We start from the raw sequence: 21368 nt of genomic DNA on the forward strand, positions 1-21368 counted from the left end.
CTTGATATAGCTCGCACAGATTTTGGTTCAGACGGCCGAGTGGGCAGCACAAAAGAAGCAGCAGACGCACGAGCAATACGTCAAAATATCTAACCGATATGCGTCAAGAGGGTCTCAGCCAGAGCGCGATCTGTCTATGCGCGTAACTACCTATGGAAAGAATCCCGATGAAATGACAGGCTGCGGGATCACATCTCGGAAATACACATATGTCGCGAATTTTTCCTAGGAATTCCAATAGCCAACCTCCCATCGGAATGAACGCGCAGGGGTGCTATTTGATCGACTCTCAAGGCAAGAGCTACTTTGATGGATCGGGTGGGGCGGCAGTTTCCTGTCTTGGACATGGGGATCGCGATGTGATCGAGGCGATAAAAAGCCAGCTCGATTCGATGGCCTATGCGCACAACAGTTTCCTGTCATCCGAACCTGCTGAACAGCTCGCAGATTTGTTGGTCGATCATGCTCCGGGCGATTTGGAGCGGGTTTATTTTGTATCCAGCGGATCGGAAGCGATTGAAGCCGCGCTCAAACTTGCGCGCCAGTATTTTCTGGAAATAGGCGAGCCGAACCGACACAAAATCATTGCGCGCCGCCAAAGCTATCACGGCAATACGTTGGGTGCTTTGGCTGTGGGTGGCAATGAATGGCGCCGCGCGCAGTTTGCGCCGCTTTTAATTGATGTCAGCCATATCGCGCCTTGTTTTGCGTATCGCGATCAAGCTGAAAACGAAACAGAAGCCGAGTACGGATTGCGCGCTGCAAACGAGCTGGAGGAAGAAATCCTGCGTCTTGGCCCAGATCAGGTCATGTGCTTTGTCGCCGAACCCGTTGTAGGCGCAACGCTCGGCGCGGTGGGCGCTGTTGAGGGCTATTTTCGGCGCATACGAGAGATTTGTGATCAATACGGTGTTCTTTTGATCTTGGATGAGGTGATGTGCGGGATGGGCCGTACAGGCTCTTTGTTCGCGCATGAACAAGAGGGCATTTCCCCAGATATTTGCACGATCGCCAAAGGATTGGGGGCCGGCTACCAACCTATTGGGGCGATGATGTGCCGTGAAACCATCCATGATGCGATCAAGATGGGATCGGGCTTTTTTCAACATGGCCATACCTATCTGTCCCACCCGACAGCCTGCGCCGCTGGCGTCGCGGTACTGAAAAAACTGACCGGTGGCTTGGTCGATGGGGTGCATGAAAAAGGCCGATATTTGCAAAACAAACTACACGAACGCATGGGCGAGAATGCGCATGTAGGGGATATTCGCGGGCGCGGACTCTTTGTTGGGGTCGAATTTGTGCAGGACCGCCATAGCAAAGCCAGTCTGGATCCAGCATTGAAGTTCCATGCAGCGCTCAAAAGCGCGGCTTTTGCCGAGGGGTTGATCTGTTACCCTATGGGCGGCACAATTGATGGGCGAAACGGGGATCATGTCTTGCTGGCGCCCCCCTTCATTTCAGAGCGCGCGCAATTGGACGAGGTGGTCGACAAGCTTGGAGCGGCTTTTGAGAAAACGCTTGAAAATGTCGGGCTGCGATAGCCTTCGTGCGGCCCGAATAGGGGCGCTGCTGTGAGGTTTTCGCTTGGTTTTATTCTCGCGCTCAGCTTGGCTGGATTGCAGTTTCTCGTAATTGTTATTGTCGTTTCAACGTCTTACGTGACGTCGGAAAGGGCGATGCTGCAATACGCGCGGGATCGTTTGGCCGAAGCTGGGGCAAATGCCAGCGCGCATTCCAACGGTTTTCTTAAACCCGCGCGCGAAAGCGCAGAGCTCTCTAAGCGCGTATTTGAAAGCGGTATTGTTGCGAAGGGCGACTTTTCGCAGCTAGAGACATTCCTGTTTCAAGTCCTGCAGAACCAAACACAGATTTCCGGGATCTATTTTGGCGATGAAAGCGGCAATTTTACGTATGTGATGCGAACGGACGGGCCGGGACCGTTTCGCACGAAAATTGTGCAAACGCAGGGCGATGTCGCTGGTGCAAAGTTTATTTGGCGCAACCCGGATTACTCGATCGTCGAAACGGCAGTTGACGCAAATGACGATTTTGATCCACGCACGCGCCCCTGGTACGAGAGCGCCAAACGCGACCGCGCAACGATCTGGACAAAGCCCTACATCTTCTTTTCTTCGCGTCAGCCGGGCATAACAGTTGCTGTTCCTGTTATGGAAAACGGTACTTTGGCTGGGGTGATTGGCGTCGATATCGAGATTTCCGCAATCTCGAAATTTCTATCGCAACTCGCGTTGAGCGAACATGCATCTGCTCTCATTCTTGATGAATCAGGCCATGTCATTGCCCACCCCAATATGGCGCAGATTATGGAAAATGACGGGACGACCCCGCTGCGCTTGATCGAAATCGGAGAAATTTCCGATCCGGTCGCGCAGGCCGCATTTGCGCGTTTGGGTGCGGCCGAAGTCATTCAAATCGAGCAAGAGACACAGTCAGAATTCAAGTATGAAAAGAACGAATATGTTTCTCTTTTGAAACCGCTTAGCAGCACGGGGTTGCCTTGGACAATCGCGGTGTACGCGCCAGAAACGGATTTCACGCAAAGCATCAAGGACAACCGTAAACGCAATTTATGGCTCGCAGCGGCAATTACATTTGTTGCTGCGCTTGCAGGGCTTGCCTTGTCAGAACTCATCCTAAGACCCGTGCGCGTGTTTGCGGTGCGAACAGCGCTGGTTTCACAGGGTGCGGTATCGGAAACAGACCCGCTTCCCGCGACATACCGTGAGCTTGGAAAAGCGAACGAGACTTTGATTGATCAGATCGCCCAGCGACGCAAAGCGGATGCGCGCATCCATGAGCTGAACAGGGATTTGTCCCATTTTTCCCGCGTGAATTTGATGGGCCAAATGGCGACAGGCTTGGCGCATGAACTGAGCCAGCCGCTTACCGCGATTTCGCAAAACGTAGACGCTGCGATCACGACTGCGCAGCAACAAGACAACGAAAACGCCGATCTTTTGAGCATCCTTCGCGAACTTGACGATCAGGCCCATCGCGGCGGCGATATTCTGCGCGCGCTGCGTGGGTTTGTCCGCAAGGATCAGGGCGAAATGGAACCCTTCGATGTGAATGAGTTGGTCAAACAAGCCGAAAGCCTGTTGCATCACGAAGCGATTGAGCAGGGGGTCACACTGCGCTTTGATGTCGAAAAATTGCCGCAAGTGACGGGAAACAGAATTCAAATTGCTCAGATTTTGATCAACTTGGTACGCAATGCGATTGAAGCGATCACCTCGGCTGACAGCGCAACCAAAGAAGTAATGATCAGAGCCTTTGAAAAGGCGGGTGAGTTGGAAATTTGGGTGGAAGATTCAGGGCCGGGTGTCGATCCGGACGTAACGTTGTTCAAGCAGTTCGAAACGAGCAAGAAGGACGGCATGGGGTTAGGTCTGTCGATTTGCCGAACGCTTGCAGAAGCAAATGGCGGTCGGCTGCGCTATGATCGCAGCTCCAAGAACGGGGCGAGATTCTGTTTGTCTCTGCCTATCTGATGTATAAAGTACCAGACGCGGCAAGGCCCGATTGCTTTGGCGCTGACATCAGTGAGGTTCTGATTTGACGACGCTGCCCTTTGAGCCGCCCTTTGAAAATCCAATTGTCTTTCTTGTAGATGACGATGAACGCATTCGCACCAGTCTTGCGCGCGCGTTGGACAAGCGCGGCTTTCATGTAGAAAGCTTTGCTTCGGCCGAAACCTTTCTGGATGCCTATGATCGGCGGCAACCGGGTTGCCTCGTGCTGGATTACGGAATGCCGGGGTTGAATGGTCTGGATTTGCAAAAGCATTTGGCGGCGAACAACCTGTTTGTTCCAATCATCTTTATTTCTGGGCAAGGGGGCGTGCCTGAATCTGTGCAAGCGATGAAAGCTGGCGCGATAGATTTCCTCGAAAAACCGTTCCGCCAGAGCGAGTTGGTCGCGTGCATCAATACCGCGTTCGAGGCCGATCTTGCCGCGCGCAGTGCCGAAGAGGTCAGCAAGACCGCGCGTGACAAATTTGAACTGCTCACCGCGCGCGAAAAGGAAATCGCGATTTTCATAATTCGCCACCCATCGACGACATCCAGCAAAGAGATTGGTCGACAGTTGGATATCAGCCCACGAACTGTGGATCATCACCGTGCGCGCATTTTGGAGAAAATGTCGATCGGCTCGGTCGCCGAACTTATTGATCTTTCTGGCACTGCCGCGTTGCTGCCAGCTGATCCAGTGAAAGATCGCGCCTTGTTGTCGCGATCTGTAGCGACGTGATATCGAAATGAGTGATTTTACCAATATTACCCGCGTGCCAACACCGTTTGATCGTTGCAATGGTCTAGATGCTTTGGATGTTTTGCCCGCTCTACCGAGCACGCAATCAGACCTGATACTGGGCGCGGCAGGATGCAGTCCCTACCTTAAGGGGTTGATCACAAAAGAAAACAAATGGCTCGAGGAAGGGTTGGACAATCCGGACACAGCCATTGATCGCCTATTCGAAGATTTGCGGCGCACCGAAAGTAAAGCTTTGCCCAACGCGTTGCGGCAGGCCAAGCGACGTATTGCTTTGATCACCGGGCTTGCTGATTTAGGCGGTGTTTGGCCGCTTGAAAAAGTCACAGGGGTTTTGACGGAATTTGCTGATCTCGCCGTAACATGCGCGTTGCGCGCAACGATTGGAGCTGAGATTGCACGCGGAAAACTTCCGGGCATGGGCGAAGATGATATCGCGGATGCAGGCGGGATGAGTGTTCTCGCGATGGGCAAGATGGGCGCTCATGAGCTGAATTACTCGTCGGATATTGACCTGATCTGCCTCTTTGACGAAACGCGTTTTACACCTGATGATTTTCATGATGCACGTGCCTCCTTTGTGCGCGCGACGCGCCGTATGGCCGCGATGCTGAATGATTTGACGGGCGAGGGGTATGTCTTTCGCACTGATTTGCGGCTGCGCCCCGATCCGGGCGTGACGCCTGTTTGTATGGCGATGGAAGCGGCAGAGCGATATTACGAAAGCCTCGGGCGCACGTGGGAGCGTGCCGCCTATATCAAGGCGCGCCCCTGTGCGGGGGATATCAACGCTGGCAATGCGTTTTTGAAGTCGCTTACGCCTTTTGTGTGGCGCAAACACTTGGACTTTGCGGCGATCCAAGACGCACATGACATGCGCCTGCGTTACCGCGAGCATAAAGGTCTTGGCGGGGCGTTGAAATTGCCAGAGCATAATATGAAACTTGGGCGCGGGGGCATTCGCGAAATCGAGTTTTTCACCCAGACCCGACAAATTATCGCAGGCGGGCGCGATCCTGAGCTAAGGGTGCGTGGCACGGTGCAGGGGCTAGATATTCTTCGCGCAAAGGGATGGGTTCCTGAAGAAACGGCTCACGCTCTTACAGATCATTACCGCGCGCACCGCGAAGTTGAGCATCGTTTGCAGATGATCAATGACGCGCAAACCCACAGTCTGCCGAACTCGGACGAGGGTTTCGCGCGTCTTGCTGCCTTTATGGGACGCGAAGAAAACGAGATGCGTCAAGACTTGGAGCGTCGATTGCAGGCGGTGCATGATCTGACCGAGGGGTTCTTTGCGCCAGACTCCAAAGCCAAACAGATCGAACACAGCTTTGATGAGAACATTCTGGCGCGTTGGCAAACCTATCCGTCTTTGCGCTCTGAGCGCGCCGTTGAAATATTTGAACGGCTCAAACCAGACATTCTGAAACGTCTATCGCAGACGGCCAAACCGAACGAGGCGTTCTTGGCCTTTGACGGGTTTCTAAGCGGCTTGCCTGCTGGTGTTCAGTTGTTTTCTCTTTTTGAAGCCAATCCTCAACTTATTGATCTGCTAATCGACATTGTCGGAACGGCGCCTGCACTTGCGCGTTACTTGGCGCGCAATGCTGCTGTGTTTGACGCCGTGATCGCAGGGAGCTTTTTCGATGAATGGCCCGGTGTTGCAGCGCTCACCAAGCGGCTTGACGATGTGCTTTCGCGTGAAACGGACTACGAAAACAAACTAGACGCGGCGCGGCGTTGGGCAAAAGAATGGCATTTTGGCATTGGTGTGCATCATCTGCGCGGCTTGGTCAGCGCCCCTGTTGCCGCCACGCGTTATGCAGAGCTGGCGGAAGCTTCCTTGCGTGCGCTTTGGCCCTATGTCGTCGAGAATTTCGCGGCGAAACACGGCCCCTTGCCGGGGCGAGGGGCGGTCATTATCGGGATGGGATCGCTTGGCGCAGGGCGCTTAAATGCGACATCTGATCTTGATTTGATAATGATTTATGATGCCGATAGCGTCGAAAGCTCGGATGGAACGCGCCCGTTGCCAGTGCGCCAGTACTACGCGCGCCTTACCCAAGCGATGGTCACAGCCATGACGGCGCAGATGGCGCAGGGGCGCCTTTACGAAGTTGATATGCGCCTGCGGCCGTCTGGCACGCAGGGGCCCGTGGCTACCTCTTGGCAAAGCTTTCAAGACTATCAACAAAACCAGGCATGGCTTTGGGAGCACCTAGCGCTTACACGCGCGCGGGTCATCGCCGGAGACGACGCACTTGGCGCTGATGTGGAAGCGCTGCGGTTGTCGGTCATCGACAGGCCGCGTGCGCCAGACATGGTGTTGCAGGAAGTCGCAAAAATGCTTGCGCGCATTCAATCCGCGAAACAGGCCAAGTTTTGGGACGGCAAACTCGGTGCAGGGCGGTTGCAGGAAATCGAGTTGATTGGACAAGCTGGATTGCTTGGAGGCGCCGAGCACGCACGTGACATCGAAACCGGCCTGCGCTCTTGCGTCGCTTTAGGCTGGATGGATGCCGCACAAGGCGAAGCACTTTTGAGCAGTTACAGGCTCTTTTGGCAGATGCAGGTTGCCGCAAAGCTTCTCAGTGAAAAGGTCATTGATGACGCAGACATGCCAGACGCAATCGGGCAGGGCGGATTGGCGTTCCTACTGCGTGAAACGGGGTATGAAGATTTGGAAGAACTACGTTCGGGAATTAACCAAATCTCTGCGCAGGCGGCGGAAACTTTGGTGGCTGTTTTGCCAAACGTCCAAGGGGATGTGTAATGCGTATGCTCAAAGGCGACGAGTTTGATCCCAAGGGTTTGATCGCCGAGGCCTTCAACATGGAAGGAATAACGCCCGCCGAATGCCGCAGCATTTTTCTGGACTGGGCTTTGAACCTGCAAGGTGACAGCCGCGCCGCGATTGAGGTTTTGCTAAAGCGTCATGCACATAGCGATCATCCGATGACCGAAGTTTTGACAGAAGGGTTAGGAACCAACCTTCGAGCAAAGCGCAGAGGTGGTTGGCGCTCTCGAAAGCGGCCATGACGCAGGTTTTATTGCAAAAAGGGCGATACCGCGCGCGCCAGAGCCAAGCGCCAGAAGATATCAAGGCGGCGCAGTCTCTGCGCGCGTTGGCATTTGAATGCGATGACGCAGATGAATTGGACGCGCATTGCACCCATATTTTGGTCGAGGATACAAATACTGGCGAGGTCCAGTGCTGCTTTCGCATGCTTTGCCTGACCGCACATGACGTTTCTCAAAGTTACTCGGCGCAGTTTTACGATCTTTCCGCTTTGGAGCATTTTGAAGGGGCGATGGTCGAAATGGGCCGTTTTTGCACCCACCCCAAGGCGAGCGCGAACCCAGATATTCTTAGAATGGCATGGGGCGCGATGACGGTTTTTGTCGATGCAAACAAGATAGAATTGCTCTTTGGGTGTTCGTCCTTTCGCGGAGTTCACACAGAAGACTACCTTGATAGCTTCGCCGTTTTAAGCGCACGTCATCTCGCGCCGAAGCGTTGGTTGCCAAGGGTGAAAGCACCCAATGTTTTTCGGTTTTCTAGGGCTGCGAGCGGCGCGTTCAATATCAAACGTGCCATGCGCGCGATGCCACCTTTGCTCAAAACGTATTTGATGATGGGGGGCTGGGTCAGCGATCATGCGGTGATCGATCGAAAGATGAACACGCTGCATGTTTTCACCGGGGTCGAGATCCGTGCCATCCCGCCTGCGCGAAAGCGACTATTAAGAGCGGTGGTTGGCTAAAATGGCGCGGCGCCGCTTCCGTACTTTCTTCAGATAAACGGAGCAAGTGTTATCGAAGGCGTTGACCTTTTGATGCACCTTGCGTAGCTGGCAGGCATGGCACGCGCACCCCTTCTTCAGCTTTCCGATATCTCCCTGACCTATGGCGGAGATCCTGTTTTTGATGCACTTGATTTGGTGGTCCAACCAAATGATCGTGTCGCTCTTGTAGGGCGTAATGGTTCGGGCAAATCGACATTGATGAAAGTCATGGCTGGCTTGGTCGAAGCGGACAGGGGGAGCGTTATCGCAGGTCCCGGTGTCAGCGTTGGTTACATGGAGCAAGAGCCCGAAATGAAAGGGCATGCCACGCTTGGCGATTTTGCTTTGAGCGCGCTTGATCCGTCAGAAGCCTACAAAGTTGAACGCGCAGGCGCAGGTTTGAAATTCGATCCAGCCCGCGCTGTGGAAACCGCATCAGGCGGCGAGCGTCGCCGCGCGGCTTTGGCGAAACTCATGGCAGAAGCCCCCGGTTTGATGTTGCTAGACGAGCCGACCAACCATTTGGACATCGAGGCCATTGGCTGGCTTGAGGCCGAGTTAAGCACCACGCGCACTGCCTTTGTTCTAATTTCGCACGACCGTGCATTTTTGAATGCTCTGACGCGCGCGACGCTTTGGATCGACCGTGGGCAGGTAAGACGTCAGGAAAAGGGCTTCGAGCACTTTGAAGCGTGGCGGGATACGGTTTGGGAAACAGAAGATATTCAGCGCCATAAGCTGGACCGCAAGATCAAATCCGAAGCGCGTTGGGCGGTAGAAGGCATTTCCGCGCGCCGCACACGCAACCAAGGACGGTTGCGCGCTTTGCAAGATTTGCGCGCTGAACGTGCGTCGCAAATCAGGCGTCAGGGCACAGCGGCAATGGCGCTTGATGGCGGACAGCAGTCCGGCAAAAAGGTCATCGAAGCGCATAACCTTGAGAAATCCTTTGACGGCAAACAGATTGTTCAGAACTTTTCGCTTACGGTGCAGCGCGGTGATCGAATTGCTTTTGTTGGCCCGAACGGCGTGGGAAAAACCACGTTGATCAAAATGCTGATGGGACAAGAGCCCGCCGATAGCGGCGAGGTAAAGCTGGGTAGCAAGCTTGAATACGCCATCTTTGATCAGGCGCGCGCGCAGCTAGATCCGGAAATGACGCTTTGGGACAGCCTCACGGGCGATCCTGAGATGCGTGTTTCTGGCAAGGCGGATCAAATCATAGTGCGCGGCGCGCCGAAACATGTGGTCGGGTATCTCAAAGAGTTCTTGTTTGACGACGCCCAAGCACGCGCGCGTGTTCGATCGCTCTCTGGCGGTGAAAAAGCGCGGTTGCTCCTTGCAAAGATCATGGCGCGGGAAAGCAATCTTTTGGTGCTTGATGAGCCAACCAATGATCTTGATGTTGAAACCCTGGACTTGTTGCAAGACTTGCTGGGCGAATACCCGGGCACGGTTTTGCTGGTAAGCCACGACCGTGATTTTCTAGACCGTGTTGCGAGCACCACGATTGCGATGGAAGGCGACGGACGCGCGACGGTTTATGCTGGTGGATGGAGTGATTATCAAACCCAGCGCGCCGAGATTGCTAAGGAAAAAGCCACGCCAGCCAGAAAAGCGAATGCAACCCAAGGCTCGGTTCAGGCGAAGCCAGAACAGGGCAAGTCTGGAAAGCTGACTTTTAGTGAAAAGCACCGCTTGGAAGAATTGCCCAGTGTCATTCAGCGCTTAGAGGCGGAAATCTCCAAGCTAGAAGAATTCCTCGGCACGCCGGATTTGTTTACCGAGGAGCCTGCAAAATTTGCCAAAGCCAGCGATGCCCTTGTGGAGCGACATGCTGCGCTAAGTGATGCGGAAGAAGAGTGGATTACGCTTGAGGAGAAGGCGGGCGGTTGAGGCGTTTATAGCCTGCACTCATGATAAACACCGTCACAGCAATGCGGTACACATGCGCGAGCGTGACCAAAGCGGGATCAGCCGCAAGGCTAAGGGCCACCAAGGACATTTCAGTGACGCCGCCCGGCGCAAGGCTAAGCCATGACGCGCTAAATCCAATATCCGCGAGCTGCATGGCCAGCAGGGCGAGTGCAAAACCAAGCAGAAGCATCATCAAGGTCGATGCAACCCCCAGAAGCACGCCACGTTTCAGGATAGCAGCGCTTAAGCCGTTAAAACGCAGTCCTAAAGTTGTCCCAACAGCAACTTGAGCAAGGATAACAAGCCAGCTTGGAAGCGACAGCGCCAGCCAGCCGGTCGCGCTCAGAATGCCAGCAAGAAGCAATGGACCTGTCAATTGTCCTGCGGGAATACGCAAAACGTGGCCGAGCCCATAGCCACAGGCCCCAACGCAAATGATAAGCCAAAGCGCGCTGGTGTTGGTTTCGGACATTTCGGCAAGTCCCGCAGCACTTCCCACGGGGTGCCCGACCCAAAGCGACATGATCAAAGGGATCAGCGTGACGACCAAAACAATGCGCAAGAACTGCTGCACCGTCAGCGTTGCGATATGCGCGCCAGCTTTTTCGCCGAGGGTCATCGCTTCGATCAATCCACCCGGCGCGGCAGAGAAAAAAGCAGTGGGTGCATCATAGCCACCAAAGCGGCGCATCAGTTTGTAGTTGAGCCAATGGGCAAGGGGGGTAAACAGCGTCACGACAAGCAACATCACAGCGATTGTTCGCCAAGACGTGAGCATTTCGAGATGCACCTGAGCGCCGATTAACAGACCAATGCAAGCAATGAATGGCAGTCTAAACAGCTCAGGAACGGAGAACCCGTCCATGATTTTTGACGGCAGCAAGGCCACGCAAAGCGCGCTGGAGGTCATCGCGCCCAGCATAAAGGGAAGAGGGATAGGGAATTGCGAAAACAGCCATCCAGAAAGGCCTCCCACCAGAAGGAAAACGAGCATTTTTCTAAGGGTTTGAAAGGTCAAAACGATGCTCGCAAAGCGAAAGGAAACTGGAGCGGGTAACGGGAATTGAACCCGTAACTAAAGCTTGGGAAGCTGCCGTGATACCTTTTCACCATACCCGCCTTATATTCGGGATACGCCTGCTCAGTGAAGCCGTCAAGCGCGCTTATCCACGCCGCTTTCGCCTGCGCCCCCCCGCGGTATCACCGCCACCTGTATTGAAGCTCACGTTGGGAAGCGTTGCGACTTTGCTGAGTTCGGGGAAAGCATCGGTTTTATGTGGGATCGCGCTGGCGTTCACGAAATGCTCTTGGAATTTTGGTTCGATCGCCGTTTCAACTTTGGTGATTTCACCGACAGTCTTCTCGATCTCTGCCCGTGAGGCGACATTGCACAGCGCAATGCGCGCGCCAGTGCCAGCGGCATTGCCAGCGCTGCTCACCTTGTCCAGTGGGGCGTCAGGGATCATGCCCAGAACCATCGCGTGTTTGGGCGAAATATGCGCGCCGAATGCACCTGCCAGAACAACGCGGTCCACGTGGTCGACCTCGCGTTGATCCATCAAAAGGCGCGCGCCAGCATAAAGTGCAGATTTCGCCAGCTGGATAGCACGAATGTCCCCTTGGGTGACTGTGATGCGTGGACCACCGTCGTCGCTGGCGTCATGGATCAAATAGGAATGGGTGCGCCCTTCGGGAAAGCTGCGCTCTGTTCCGGTTTGCGCCGCAGAGCCGATGAGACCACTTTCATCAAGCAAGCCTGCCATGCGCATTTCGGCCACCGCTTCAATGATGCCAGAGCCGCATATGCCAGTGATCCCGGTCGTTGCAATCGCAAGGTCAAAACCATCTTCATCTGACCAAATGTCAGAGCCAATCACACGAAAGCGCGGCTCTTTTGTTACGGGATCAATTTCGAGCCGTTCAATTGCGCCAGGGGCCGCGCGTTGACCTGAGCTAATTTGCGCACCTTCAAACGCAGGCCCTGTGGGGGACGAGCACGCCAGCACGCGGTTTTCATCCCCAAGAAGAATTTCGGCATTCGTGCCAACATCAACAATGAGAACCAAGTCCTTGGATTTACCAGGTTCTTCGGAAAGGGCAACGGCTGCTGCATCCGCTCCAACATGGCCCGCAATGCAGGGCAGTATATAAACCCGCGCGTTGTCGTTCATCGAAACTAGGTCCATGTCGCGTGCATCTAGGCTCATCGACCCTGATGTCGCCAAGGCGAAGGGCGCTTGGCCAAGTTCCACAGGGTCGATGCCCAACAGCAGATGGTGCATAACCGGGTTACACACAAAAACCGTTTCGAAAATCGCTTTGGGGTCGATCCCAGCCTCTGTTGCGATGGTTTCGGTTAATCCATTGATCGCAGTGCGCACCGCTGCAGTCATTTCAATGTCGCCACCGGGGTTCATCATCACGTAAGAAACGCGGCTCATCAAATCTTCGCCAAAGCGGATTTGAGGGTTCATAAGACCCGACGAGGCCTTGACTTCGCCAGTCACAAGATCACACAAATGCGCCGCAATGGTGGTCGAGCCAAGATCAATGGCCAGCCCGTAAAGCCCGCCCTCATAAAGCCCCGGCCATACTTCCAAAATACGCGCATGGTTTTCATCATGCCCTTTGTTCACGGCGACAGTAATTTGCCAATTGCCCTTGCGAAGCGTGGGTTGCAATTTGCTGAGAACAGGCAGGGCGGCACGAATATCAGCGATGTCCCATTGCTCTTTCAAGGCGCGGGCAACCCGTTCCAAATCGCCCGTTGGCGTGTGCATGTCCGGCTCGTCGACTTCGATGAAATAAAGCCGCGTTGCAGGGTCCATTGTGATCGCGCGCGCCGAGGCCGCTTTGCGAATGACCTGCTTATGCACTTGGCTTTCTTCGGGTACATCAATCACAATGTCGCCTTGCACCGTCGCTTGACATCCAAGGCGGCGACCCGCTTTCAATCCGCGCTTGTCATCATAACGCTGCTCAACGGCGTTCCACTCGGACAAAGCGTCCTCGCGCGCGGTCACGCCATGTTTGGGGAATTCACCAAACGAGGGTGTGATCTGGCATTTAGAGCAAATGCCCCGTCCGCCACAGACACTATCGAGATCAACACCAAGCTGGCGCGCTGCCGTTAATACAGGCGTTCCAACGGGAAAATTCCCGCGTTTTCCTGAGGGTGTGAAGACAACAAGAGGATCACCAGACATAAGTTCTCACCTGTGGATAAAAGCTTTGCTCGTTTTGTACCTTATGGCTCAAAGATGAAAGCGAAAGCGTGTGAGCGGCATAAACTTTGCCACGTGCGTCATTTCTGCGATTGTCTCGTTTGACATTCCAGCTATCCATCGCATTACTGATCGCGCGCCACCTTTTACCAAAGAGCAAAACATGTCCTCGCAAAACCCTGAGCCACCCACTGTACAGACCGATGAAACCCAAGTGGAGTTTTGGCGCCGAACGCCGCCTGCTTTGTTTCCGACATTGATGGGCTTGTTGGGCTTGGGCTTAGCTTGGCGCGCCGCTGCACAATCAGGGATACTGTCCATAACGCCTTGGATCAGCTATGTCTTGCTTGCTTTCGCGAGCGTGTTGTTGCTGTTCGTGTTGGCGTGCTACCTCTCTAAAATAAGCGTGCGCCTAGGTGTGATTTTGGAGGATCTACGCTCCGTGCCGGGGCGCGCAGGCGTCTCTGCGATGGGCGTTAGCCTTTTGCTGTTTTCTAGCGCTATGGTGCCCTTGTCGCCTCTGGTCGCAACAGCAACGTTGTTTATGGGGTTGATTTGGCATAGCGCTGTCGCCGCCTTGATCATTTTCGTTATGGTGCGCACACCGCAGGGCCTCGTTATTTCACCCGCTTGGCATCTGTCTTTTGTCGGCTTTATCGTCGCCTGTTTGTCTGCGGTGCCACTTGGCTATGTCGCGCTATCCCAAACGATCCTTGGTGCGACCGTGCTTATGTCTTCGTTGATCTATGGCGTAAGCTTGTTGCAACTGAGCAAAGCCGAAGTACCTGAGCCGCTGCGCCCGATGCAGGTAATCCACCTCGCACCCCTTAGCCTGTTCACAACGGTCTCTGTCCTATTAGGACATGCGTTGCTCGCATTGATCTTTGGCACATTGGCAATAGGGCTTGCAGGGGTGTTGATCACACGCGTGCGCTATCTGACACGCGCGGGATTTTCGCCGCTTTGGGGCGCGTTCACATTCCCCGTGGCTGCATTTAGCGTCGCGCTCTTTGCACTTAGCGCGCAAATTGGACTTTTCGCCTGGCTCGCGCTCGTTCCTCTGGCTTTGGCCAGCGTTATCGTCCCGATCATCGCTTTGCGTGTGCTGCGCATGTGGTCCACGGGGGCGCTGGCGACAAAAACGGGTGCTGCAGTTGCATAATACGCGCGCACGCCCTTTTCATTTCGCGCGGCCCGTGAAATAGGAAACTGCCAAACGACCCTTCCAAGGAGAATTCTCATGGAGATTCGCGAGGCTCTTACCTTTGACGATGTGCTACTGGTCCCTGCGGCCTCAAATGTGTTGCCCAGCACCGCAGATACACGCACGTTTGTGACGCAATCAATTGCATTGAATATCCCGCTGCTTAGTTCTGCAATGGATACAGTTACCGAAAGCCGTATGGCGATTTCGATGGCCCAAGCAGGCGGCATGGGGGTTATCCACCGTAATTTGGACATCGAAGCCCAAGCCCGCGAAGTGCGCCGCGTGAAGCGATTTGAAAGCGGGATTGTTTTTAACCCGATCACATTGACGGCTGATCAGACACTTGCCGACGCCAAAGCGTTGCAAGAGCGCTATCGCGTGACTGGTTTCCCCGTTGTCGATGAATCAGGTCGCGTCGTGGGCATTGTAACCAATCGCGATATGCGCTTTGCGACAGACGATGCAACGCCTGTTCGCGTGATGATGAGCGCCGACAATCTCGCGATGTTGCAAGAACCTGCGGATTTAGAAGAAGCCAAAAGCTTGATGAAATCGCGCCGGATCGAGAAACTGCNNTGGGCAAACTGACGGGCCTTTTGACATTGAAAGACACAGAGCAGGCAGTCTTGAACCCGACCGCCTGCAAAGATGACTTGGGCCGTTTGCGCGTGGCCGCGGCAACCACTGTTGGTGATGCAGGTTACGAGCGCTCACAGGCCTTGGTCGAAGCAGGCGCGGATATGATCGTTATCGATACAGCGCATGGTCACTCCGAAGGCGTTGCCCATGCAGTGCGCCGCGCCAAAGAGCTATCCAGCACGGTTCAAATCGTGGCCGGAAATGTCGCCACGGGCGCTGCGACGCGCGCATTGATTGATGCAGGCGCCGACGCGATCAAAGTAGGTATTGGCCCCGGATCGATTTGCACCACACGTATGGTCGCAGGTGTCGGCGTTCCTCAGCTAACGGCGATCATGGATTGCGCCTCTGCTGCGGGTGATATTCCGATTATTGCCGATGGCGGGATCAAGTTCTNNTTGCCAAGGCGATTGCGGCGGGTGCATCGTGTGCAATGGTTGGCTCAATGATCGCGGGTACCGACGAAAGCCCGGGAGAAGTCATTCTATATCAAGGCCGTAGCTTCAAAAGCTACCGTGGTATGGGAAGCCTTGGCGCGATGGCGCGGGGGTCTGCTGATCGGTATTTCCAAAAGGATGCCGCAAGCGACAAACTCGTGCCCGAAGGAATCGAGGGTCAGGTGCCCTATAAAGGGTCTGCAAATGCAGTTGTGCACCAACTCGTCGGCGGTTTGCGCGCGGCAATGGGATACACAGGCTGCGCAACGGTCGAGAGCATGCGAAAAGACTGTAGCTTTGTGAAGATTACAGGCGCAGGCTTGAAAGAAAGCCACGTGCACGATGTTCAAATCACCCGTGAATCACCGAACTACCGGATCGGATAGGGGCGCAATATGACTCCAGCAGCGCGCGTTCAGGCCGCAATCGAATGTTTAGATGACATTTTTGCGGGCGCGCCTGCTGAAAAAACGCTGACGAGCTGGGCGAGACGTTCGCGTTTTGCAGGCTCCAAAGATCGCGCGGCGGTGCGCGATCATGTGTTCGATGCATTGCGAAATCGCGACAGTTTTGCCGCTCTTGGTGGCGGTTTGAGCGGGCGGGCTGTGATGATTGGACTGGCAACCCATCAAAACCTACCTCTTGACGATCTCTTTAGCGGCCTAGGGTACTCCGCAGCACCGCTAAGTGAAGACGAACAAGCCTTAGTTGCTTCGGCTGAAGTACGTCTCAAAGCCGAAGAATTTGATGAAATTTGGGATCTGCCAGATTGGTGTCAAAGTAAATTACAGGCTTCGCATCCCGAGACGGCTAAAGAGATTGCGACTGCCCTGAGACAGCGCGCGAGCGTCGATTTGCGCGTGAATACCCGCAAATCAAGTCGCAGCGATGCTTTGGAAGAGCTGGCGAGCAGCGGCATTTCTGCTGAGGTGTGCCAGATTTCTAATTCTGCGCTTCGCGTCACTGAGGGCGCGCGCCGTGTTAAAAATAGCCCAGCCTATTTGGAGGGCAGGGTTGAGCTGCAAGACGCGGGCAGTCAAGCGCTGGTTGATGCGATCCCGCTGTCAGGCGCGCACCGTGTGCTGGACTACTGCGCAGGCGGCGGTGGCAAAGCCTTGGCGCTTGCTAGTCGCGGAACCGCCGCTATTTTTGCTCACGACATTAGCGATGCTCGGATGAAAGACATCCCAATCCGTGCAAAGCGTGCAGGCGTGGAAATAACCTGTCTCAACACCGCGTCCCTTGCGTCACATGGGCCTTTTGACGTGGTTCTCTGCGATGCGCCATGTTCGGGTTCAGGTGCTTGGCGGCGCAGTCCCGACGCGAAATGGCGGATTACACCAGACAGATTCGAAGAGTTAGTAGAATTGCAATCCGATGTGCTAAGCAATGCGTGTTCCTTGGTGCGCCCCGGTGGTCTCTTGGTCTATGCGACGTGTTCTCTTTTCGCAGAAGAAAATGAACATCAAGTTAAACGGTTTTTGGATCATTCATCGCAATTTGAGCTAAACACGTCTCATTCTTGGAGCCCTTTGGACGATTGTGATGGGTTCTACGTTGCAATTATGAGTTCATAGTTGCGTTAACTCATCTTTGAGTTGTATTTCTTCCAGCTTAGGATAGCCTTAACACATTCGCCTTAGGAGCGTTGATTAGGTCTATCTTGGAGCTTGATGTGTCTCACGCAATAATGGAACGACGGGCGAGCGCCTCCATTGATGCATCGTCATTGATTCAGAACGTTCTGTTGCCGCTTTGCGCACTCAGCGCGTTGTTCTTTTCTGTTTGGATACAGGCCAGAACCGCCAGCTTGATTTTGGGAACCATTGCGAGCGTTCTGTTGATCGTTTGGATCGTGCAAATTGTTCGGAAGCTAAGAAAAACATCGCTCGAAACGTCGCAAGTGCAAGTTGTGAGGTCGATTGGGGAAAATGACACGCGACCAGCATTGTTAAGCGATCCAATGGGGCAAGTAATTTGGCACAATCGCGCCGCTCAAGAAGAATCCAGCCGTGGTCTTGCCACCCTTACAACCGTATCCTCCTTGTTTGACGGCTTGGTCCCAAATGCAACAAGTGTGGTTCGACGGCTTGAGGGGGATGCGCGCAAAGAGGGCAGGGCGAAAGAGCGCCTCAACGGAATAGGCAGTGCGCTAGAAGTCCATGTCCAACGTTTGGGCACTTTTCTGCTTTGGCACATTGATCACATAAACGAGGCTCAAAGCAGCGAAACAATCGGCGAAGCTATGCTGACGATTGGTCGCAACGGGACGATACTATACATGAATCCCGCGGCAAAAAACTTGATCGGAGAACGCGTTACATCGCTTGACCGACTTTTCCTGCCGGGCACAATTGATCCGTCGGGCATTCGAACACTCGCAACCCGCAGCGGTGCAATTGATGTACATGTGCGCGAGCAAAGAATGTCACTTGAGCGTTCCCATATGTTTTTAAAGGTCGTCGAAGGTACGCTGCGGAGCAATGAATTCTCTTTACTTGACCTACCTGTGCCGCTTTTGCGGTTGTCATCAAATGGGACCATCGCACAAGCGAATGAAAGCTCAAGTGTCTTGCTCGATCAATCTCAGCTCGTTGGCCGAGCACTTCTTGATGTCTTTGACGGATCAGGACTGGACTTCGAAGATTGGATTTCAAAGGCCAATCACTCTGATCAACCGACAGATCCTGAATTTCTGCGGGTTAAACTGGGAAATAAAGAGACATTTGTCCAAGTCGCTCTAAAGCGAGTTAAGCATGATACAGACGTTAGCATCATCGCGGTTTTGTCCGACGCAACTAAGCTGAAGTCTTTGGAGGCCCAATTCGTGCAAAGCCAGAAAATGCAAGCGATCGGTCAGTTGGCGGGTGGGGTTGCTCATGATTTCAACAATCTTTTGACTGCGATTTCGGGACATTGCGACCTGATGTTGCTGCGCCATGATCCGGGCGATCAGGATTATGGTGATCTGATGCAAGTGCATCAAAATGCGAATAGAGCGGCGGGGTTGGTGAGCCAATTGCTCGCGTTTTCCCGCAAGCAGACTTTGCAACCAGAACAATTGGATCTTCGCGATACCCTGTCCGATTTGACCCATCTTTTGAATAGGTTAATTGGTGAAACAGTGGTGCTGACCCTGTCTCATGATCCTGTGTTGCAGCCTGTTCGGGCAGACAAACGCCAGTTGGAGCAAGTTATTATGAACCTTGTTGTCAACGCACGAGATGCGATGCCTGATGGTGGCGAAATCACGATTGAGACCGAAAATATTGCGCTAACGGCCCCCATGCGGCGAGACAGAGTAACTGTTCCATCTGGTGACTACGTTGTTGTACGTGTTCGAGATCTTGGCACAGGCATCGAGCCAGTTGCGCTTCAGAAAATATTCGAACCCTTTTACACCACGAAACGCACCGGCGAAGGAACTGGCTTGGGCCTGTCGACCGCTTACGGAATCGTTAAGCAAACAGGGGGCTACATATTCGCGGAAAGCGAGTTGGGAATTGGGACGTGCTTTTCTCTGTATTTTCCAGCCAGTAAAGCGCGAGAAGAAGCACCAAAACAGGAAGTTCTGGCTGAACAAAATCGATCGGTTACTCAATGTACAGGGACTGTTTTACTCGTCGAAGATGAAGCGCCAGTGAGAGCATTCGCATCAAGAGCCCTAAGCATGCGCGGTTTCGAAGTCATAGAAGCGGAATCCGCCGAGCAAGCGCTAGAATTACTTGAAAACTCTGACTTGCATGTGGATGTTTTTCTAACGGACGTCGTGATGCCTGGGATGGATGGCCCAACTTGGGTAAGCAAAGCCCTTGTAACGCGGCCAAACGTGAATGTTGTTTTTATCTCTGGATATGCGGAAGGTGCGTTTCAGGGAGACAAGGCGCATATGCCAAATTCGGTTTTCTTACCGAAACCATTTTCACTGTCGGAACTCACTTCTACGGTTCAGAACCAACTACATTAACCGCCGGAGGAAATGCTCTGCCATAGATCGAACTCTTCGGACATCTTTCGTCTGAATTTTGTTTCAACGTCACGCGAAAGAATCGGTGAACTGCCTGACGAAACATTCAAGCGCTCAAGCTCAATCTTGCGGTTTAGGCGGTGTTCCAGAAAGCCTGTCCAACCGGCACGATCTTCGTAGCGAAACAAGTGGTCTACTTTAGTCCCGTTCGGTCGGGGCTCCAAAAATCGTGCTTGCGATCCTACGTTGGCAAAAGACGGTTTGTTTCCCTTCATATAGGCGAGAACGAATTCGTCGAAACTGATGTCAGCGGTCGAGTTCGGATGCCCGCTTAAAAAGGGGCGTTGACGGTATTTATACCAACTTCCCAGCCAACTTATTGGTTCTCGCATCATCGCAAAAGTTTCCATTTCCGCTTTGCACGCTTTTTCAAACATCGGACGGAAGAATCTGTTGTAGCGGTAGACGGGAGCGTGTTTCAATTCGGGTGGGTCGGAAACGATCATTGATGCTTTGTCGGACAAGGCTGCCTCTATCGCGGTCGTTCCTGTTTTAGGGACTGACAGTAAGACTAATTTTTCTTTCCAAAACACCAACATAGCAGACTTTCGAAACTTTTGATCGCTGATAAACCCATTCTTAACCGATCCGAGACATTCTGCCAGCAGGAAGATTCAGCTTGATTTGTTCTCTTTTTGATCTAAATGTGAACGAATAAAGAACATTGGAACTGATTGCTGCGCTTGGCAGCATGTGAAATAAGGTGGCAGACACAATGGCAACGGCAGATTTATTGACCATGAGCAGCAAAGCAACCGCAGACAAGCAAAAGGCACTCGATAGTGCGCTGGCGCAAATTGAACGCCAGTTTGGCAAGGGTTCGATCATGAAACTGGGCGATGAAAACGCCGTCCAGCAAATTGAAGCGACCTCAACAGGCTCGCTAGGTTTGGATATCGCACTGGGCATCGGTGGCCTGCCAAAGGGGCGAATTGTTGAGATTTATGGCCCTGAAAGCTCTGGCAAAACTACGCTGACCCTACATACGGTCGCGGAAGAGCAGAAAAAGGGCGGGGTTTGCGCCTTTGTCGACGCAGAACATGCGCTCGATCCGCAATATGCGCGAAAGCTTGGTGTTGATCTGGACGAGTTGTTGATTTCACAACCCGACACAGGCGAGCAAGCACTTGAGATCGTCGATACGCTGGTGCGTTCAGGCGCTGTGAATATGATCGTCGTTGATTCGGTTGCGGCTTTGACGCCGAAATCCGAACTCGAAGGAGATATGGGGGATAGTAGCGTTGGCGTTCACGCCCGTTTGATGAGCCAAGCAATGCGCAAGCTTACGGGCTCGATCGCGCGTTCTAACTGTATGGTGATTTTCATTAACCAGATCAGGATGAAGATCGGCGTTATGTTCGGCTCTCCGGAAACGACGACCGGTGGTAACGCGTTGAAGTTCTATTCATCTGTTCGCCTGGATATCCGCCGGATTGGCGCGCTAAAGGACCGCGATGAAGTGGTTGGTAACGCCACGCGTGTAAAAGTGGTTAAGAACAAAGTCGCGCCGCCGTTCAAGCAAGTTGAATTCGATATTATGTATGGCGAAGGCATTTCCAAGATGGGCGAGCTGCTTGATCTAGGGGTGAAAGCCGGCATCGTGGATAAGTCTGGATCATGGTTTAGCTATGGTGACGAGCGGATCGGGCAGGGACGTGAAAACGCCAAGACCTTCCTAAGAGAAAACTCTCACATGGCCTACGACATCGAAGATAAAATCCGCGCGGCGCACGGCCTCGATTTTGATATGCCAAAATCCGAGCAAAAAGAGGATGACGATATCCTCGAAGCGTAATCAGGACGTCAAGTTTGGAAAAGAGCGCTGCCTTTGGG

At 53.6% G+C, this 21368-nt stretch carries 14 protein-coding genes, 1 tRNA gene and 3 pseudogenes; 14 read left to right on the forward strand and 4 right to left on the reverse strand.

Going from position 1 to position 21368, the window contains the following annotated elements; all coding sequences use genetic code 11:
• The first annotated feature begins 209 nt into the window (after positions 1–209).
• The 7 genes from ACRBCU_RS06895 to ACRBCU_RS06925 all read left to right on the forward strand — a co-directional run bounded on the left by ACRBCU_RS06895 (position 210) and on the right by ACRBCU_RS06925 (position 9980).
• Positions 210–1544, forward strand: a complete 1335-nt coding sequence (locus ACRBCU_RS06895) for an aspartate aminotransferase family protein (RefSeq protein ID WP_431364641.1) — start codon at positions 210–212, stop codon at positions 1542–1544.
• Between the two features lie 30 nt (positions 1545–1574).
• Positions 1575–3515: a cache domain-containing protein gene (locus tag ACRBCU_RS06900; protein WP_431364642.1), complete on the forward strand. Its 1941-nt coding sequence runs from the start codon at positions 1575–1577 to the stop codon at positions 3513–3515.
• Positions 3516–3579: 64 nt separating this feature from the next.
• Positions 3580–4275, forward strand: coding sequence for a response regulator transcription factor (locus tag ACRBCU_RS06905; protein WP_431364643.1), 696 nt, complete (start codon positions 3580–3582; stop codon positions 4273–4275).
• 7 nt (positions 4276–4282) lie between these two features.
• Positions 4283–7072 (forward strand): glutamine-synthetase adenylyltransferase, encoded by a 2790-nt coding sequence (locus tag ACRBCU_RS06910; protein ID WP_431364644.1) that lies wholly within the window; start codon positions 4283–4285, stop codon positions 7070–7072.
• Positions 7073–7077: 5 nt separating this feature from the next.
• Entirely contained in the window at positions 7078–7338 is a 261-nt protein-coding gene (locus tag ACRBCU_RS06915; protein WP_431364713.1) for a hypothetical protein, read from the forward strand.
• Complete coding sequence (locus tag ACRBCU_RS06920; protein WP_431364645.1) at positions 7335–8063, forward strand: GNAT family N-acetyltransferase; 729 nt, start codon at positions 7335–7337, stop codon at positions 8061–8063. The genes ACRBCU_RS06915 and ACRBCU_RS06920 overlap by 4 nt, the downstream gene beginning before the upstream one ends.
• Before the next feature lie 96 nt (positions 8064–8159).
• Entirely contained in the window at positions 8160–9980 is a 1821-nt protein-coding gene (locus ACRBCU_RS06925; RefSeq protein ID WP_431364646.1) for an ABC-F family ATP-binding cassette domain-containing protein, read from the forward strand.
• On the opposite strand, the gene ACRBCU_RS06930 is transcribed toward ACRBCU_RS06925, so the two are convergent.
• The 3 genes from ACRBCU_RS06930 to ACRBCU_RS06940 all read right to left on the reverse strand — a co-directional run bounded on the left by ACRBCU_RS06930 (position 9952) and on the right by ACRBCU_RS06940 (position 13207).
• Positions 9952–11019: an AbrB family transcriptional regulator gene (locus ACRBCU_RS06930; RefSeq protein ID WP_431364647.1), complete on the reverse strand. Its 1068-nt coding sequence runs from the start codon at positions 11017–11019 to the stop codon at positions 9952–9954. The genes ACRBCU_RS06925 and ACRBCU_RS06930 overlap by 29 nt on opposite strands.
• Positions 11020–11046: 27 nt before the next feature.
• Positions 11047–11120 (reverse strand) — tRNA-Gly (locus tag ACRBCU_RS06935).
• Positions 11121–11164: 44 nt separating this feature from the next.
• Positions 11165–13207, reverse strand: a complete 2043-nt coding sequence (locus ACRBCU_RS06940; protein ID WP_431364648.1) for an ASKHA domain-containing protein — start codon at positions 13205–13207, stop codon at positions 11165–11167.
• Positions 13208–13388: 181 nt separating this feature from the next.
• On the opposite strand from ACRBCU_RS06940, the gene ACRBCU_RS06945 reads away from it, so the two are divergent.
• The 6 genes and pseudogenes from ACRBCU_RS06945 to ACRBCU_RS06970 all read left to right on the forward strand — a co-directional run bounded on the left by ACRBCU_RS06945 (position 13389) and on the right by ACRBCU_RS06970 (position 19475).
• Complete coding sequence (locus ACRBCU_RS06945; RefSeq protein WP_431364649.1) at positions 13389–14387, forward strand: tellurium resistance protein; 999 nt, start codon at positions 13389–13391, stop codon at positions 14385–14387.
• 78 nt (positions 14388–14465) lie between these two features.
• Positions 14466–14822, forward strand: a pseudogene (locus tag ACRBCU_RS06950) (IMP dehydrogenase); the annotation flags it as partial.
• A 186-nt stretch (positions 14823–15008) separates the two neighbouring features.
• Positions 15009–15467 (forward strand): annotated as a pseudogene (locus tag ACRBCU_RS06955) (IMP dehydrogenase); the annotation flags it as partial.
• 2 nt (positions 15468–15469) lie between these two features.
• Positions 15470–15894: pseudogene (locus tag ACRBCU_RS06960) on the forward strand (IMP dehydrogenase); the annotation flags it as partial.
• Between the two features lie 9 nt (positions 15895–15903).
• Positions 15904–17085 carry an RsmB/NOP family class I SAM-dependent RNA methyltransferase gene (locus ACRBCU_RS06965; protein WP_431364650.1) on the forward strand — a complete coding sequence of 394 codons (1182 nt, stop codon included), beginning with the start codon at positions 15904–15906 and terminating at the stop codon, positions 17083–17085.
• 98 nt (positions 17086–17183) lie between these two features.
• The gene (locus ACRBCU_RS06970) at positions 17184–19475 is read left to right on the forward strand and encodes an ATP-binding protein (RefSeq protein WP_431364651.1); all 2292 of its coding nucleotides are present in this window, start codon (positions 17184–17186) and stop codon (positions 19473–19475) included.
• On the opposite strand, the gene ACRBCU_RS06975 is transcribed toward ACRBCU_RS06970, so the two are convergent.
• A complete protein-coding gene (locus ACRBCU_RS06975; protein WP_431364652.1) occupies positions 19472–20074 on the reverse strand; it encodes a gamma-glutamyl kinase in 603 nt (200 codons plus the stop codon). The genes ACRBCU_RS06970 and ACRBCU_RS06975 overlap by 4 nt on opposite strands.
• 176 nt (positions 20075–20250) lie before the next feature.
• Between ACRBCU_RS06975 and recA the strand changes: the two genes are divergently transcribed.
• Positions 20251–21330, forward strand: a complete 1080-nt coding sequence (gene recA / locus ACRBCU_RS06980) for a recombinase RecA (protein WP_431364653.1) — start codon at positions 20251–20253, stop codon at positions 21328–21330.
• Positions 21331–21368 lie beyond the last annotated feature (38 nt).

Origin of the sequence: Planktotalea sp., from assembly GCF_050633725.1 — a bacterium.
Lineage (GTDB): Bacteria > Pseudomonadota > Alphaproteobacteria > Rhodobacterales > Rhodobacteraceae > Planktotalea.

Excerpts from the sequence above, each read along its gene's own strand:
- ACRBCU_RS06945 (WP_431364649.1), top strand. The coding sequence starts at position 13,389 with ATGTCCTCGCAAAACCCTGAGCCACCCACTGTACAGACCGATGAAACC.
- ACRBCU_RS06895 (WP_431364641.1), top strand. The coding sequence starts at position 210 with ATGTCGCGAATTTTTCCTAGGAATTCCAATAGCCAACCTCCCATCGGA.
- ACRBCU_RS06915 (WP_431364713.1), top strand. The coding sequence starts at position 7,078 with ATGCTCAAAGGCGACGAGTTTGATCCCAAGGGTTTGATCGCCGAGGCC.
- ACRBCU_RS06925 (WP_431364646.1), top strand. The coding sequence starts at position 8,160 with ATGGCACGCGCACCCCTTCTTCAGCTTTCCGATATCTCCCTGACCTAT.
- ACRBCU_RS06940 (WP_431364648.1), bottom strand. The coding sequence starts at position 13,207 with ATGTCTGGTGATCCTCTTGTTGTCTTCACACCCTCAGGAAAACGCGGG.
- ACRBCU_RS06965 (WP_431364650.1), top strand. The coding sequence starts at position 15,904 with ATGACTCCAGCAGCGCGCGTTCAGGCCGCAATCGAATGTTTAGATGAC.
- recA (WP_431364653.1), top strand. The coding sequence starts at position 20,251 with ATGGCAACGGCAGATTTATTGACCATGAGCAGCAAAGCAACCGCAGAC.
- ACRBCU_RS06910 (WP_431364644.1), top strand. The coding sequence starts at position 4,283 with ATGAGTGATTTTACCAATATTACCCGCGTGCCAACACCGTTTGATCGT.
- ACRBCU_RS06975 (WP_431364652.1), bottom strand. The coding sequence starts at position 20,074 with ATGTTGGTGTTTTGGAAAGAAAAATTAGTCTTACTGTCAGTCCCTAAA.
- ACRBCU_RS06920 (WP_431364645.1), top strand. The coding sequence starts at position 7,335 with ATGACGCAGGTTTTATTGCAAAAAGGGCGATACCGCGCGCGCCAGAGC.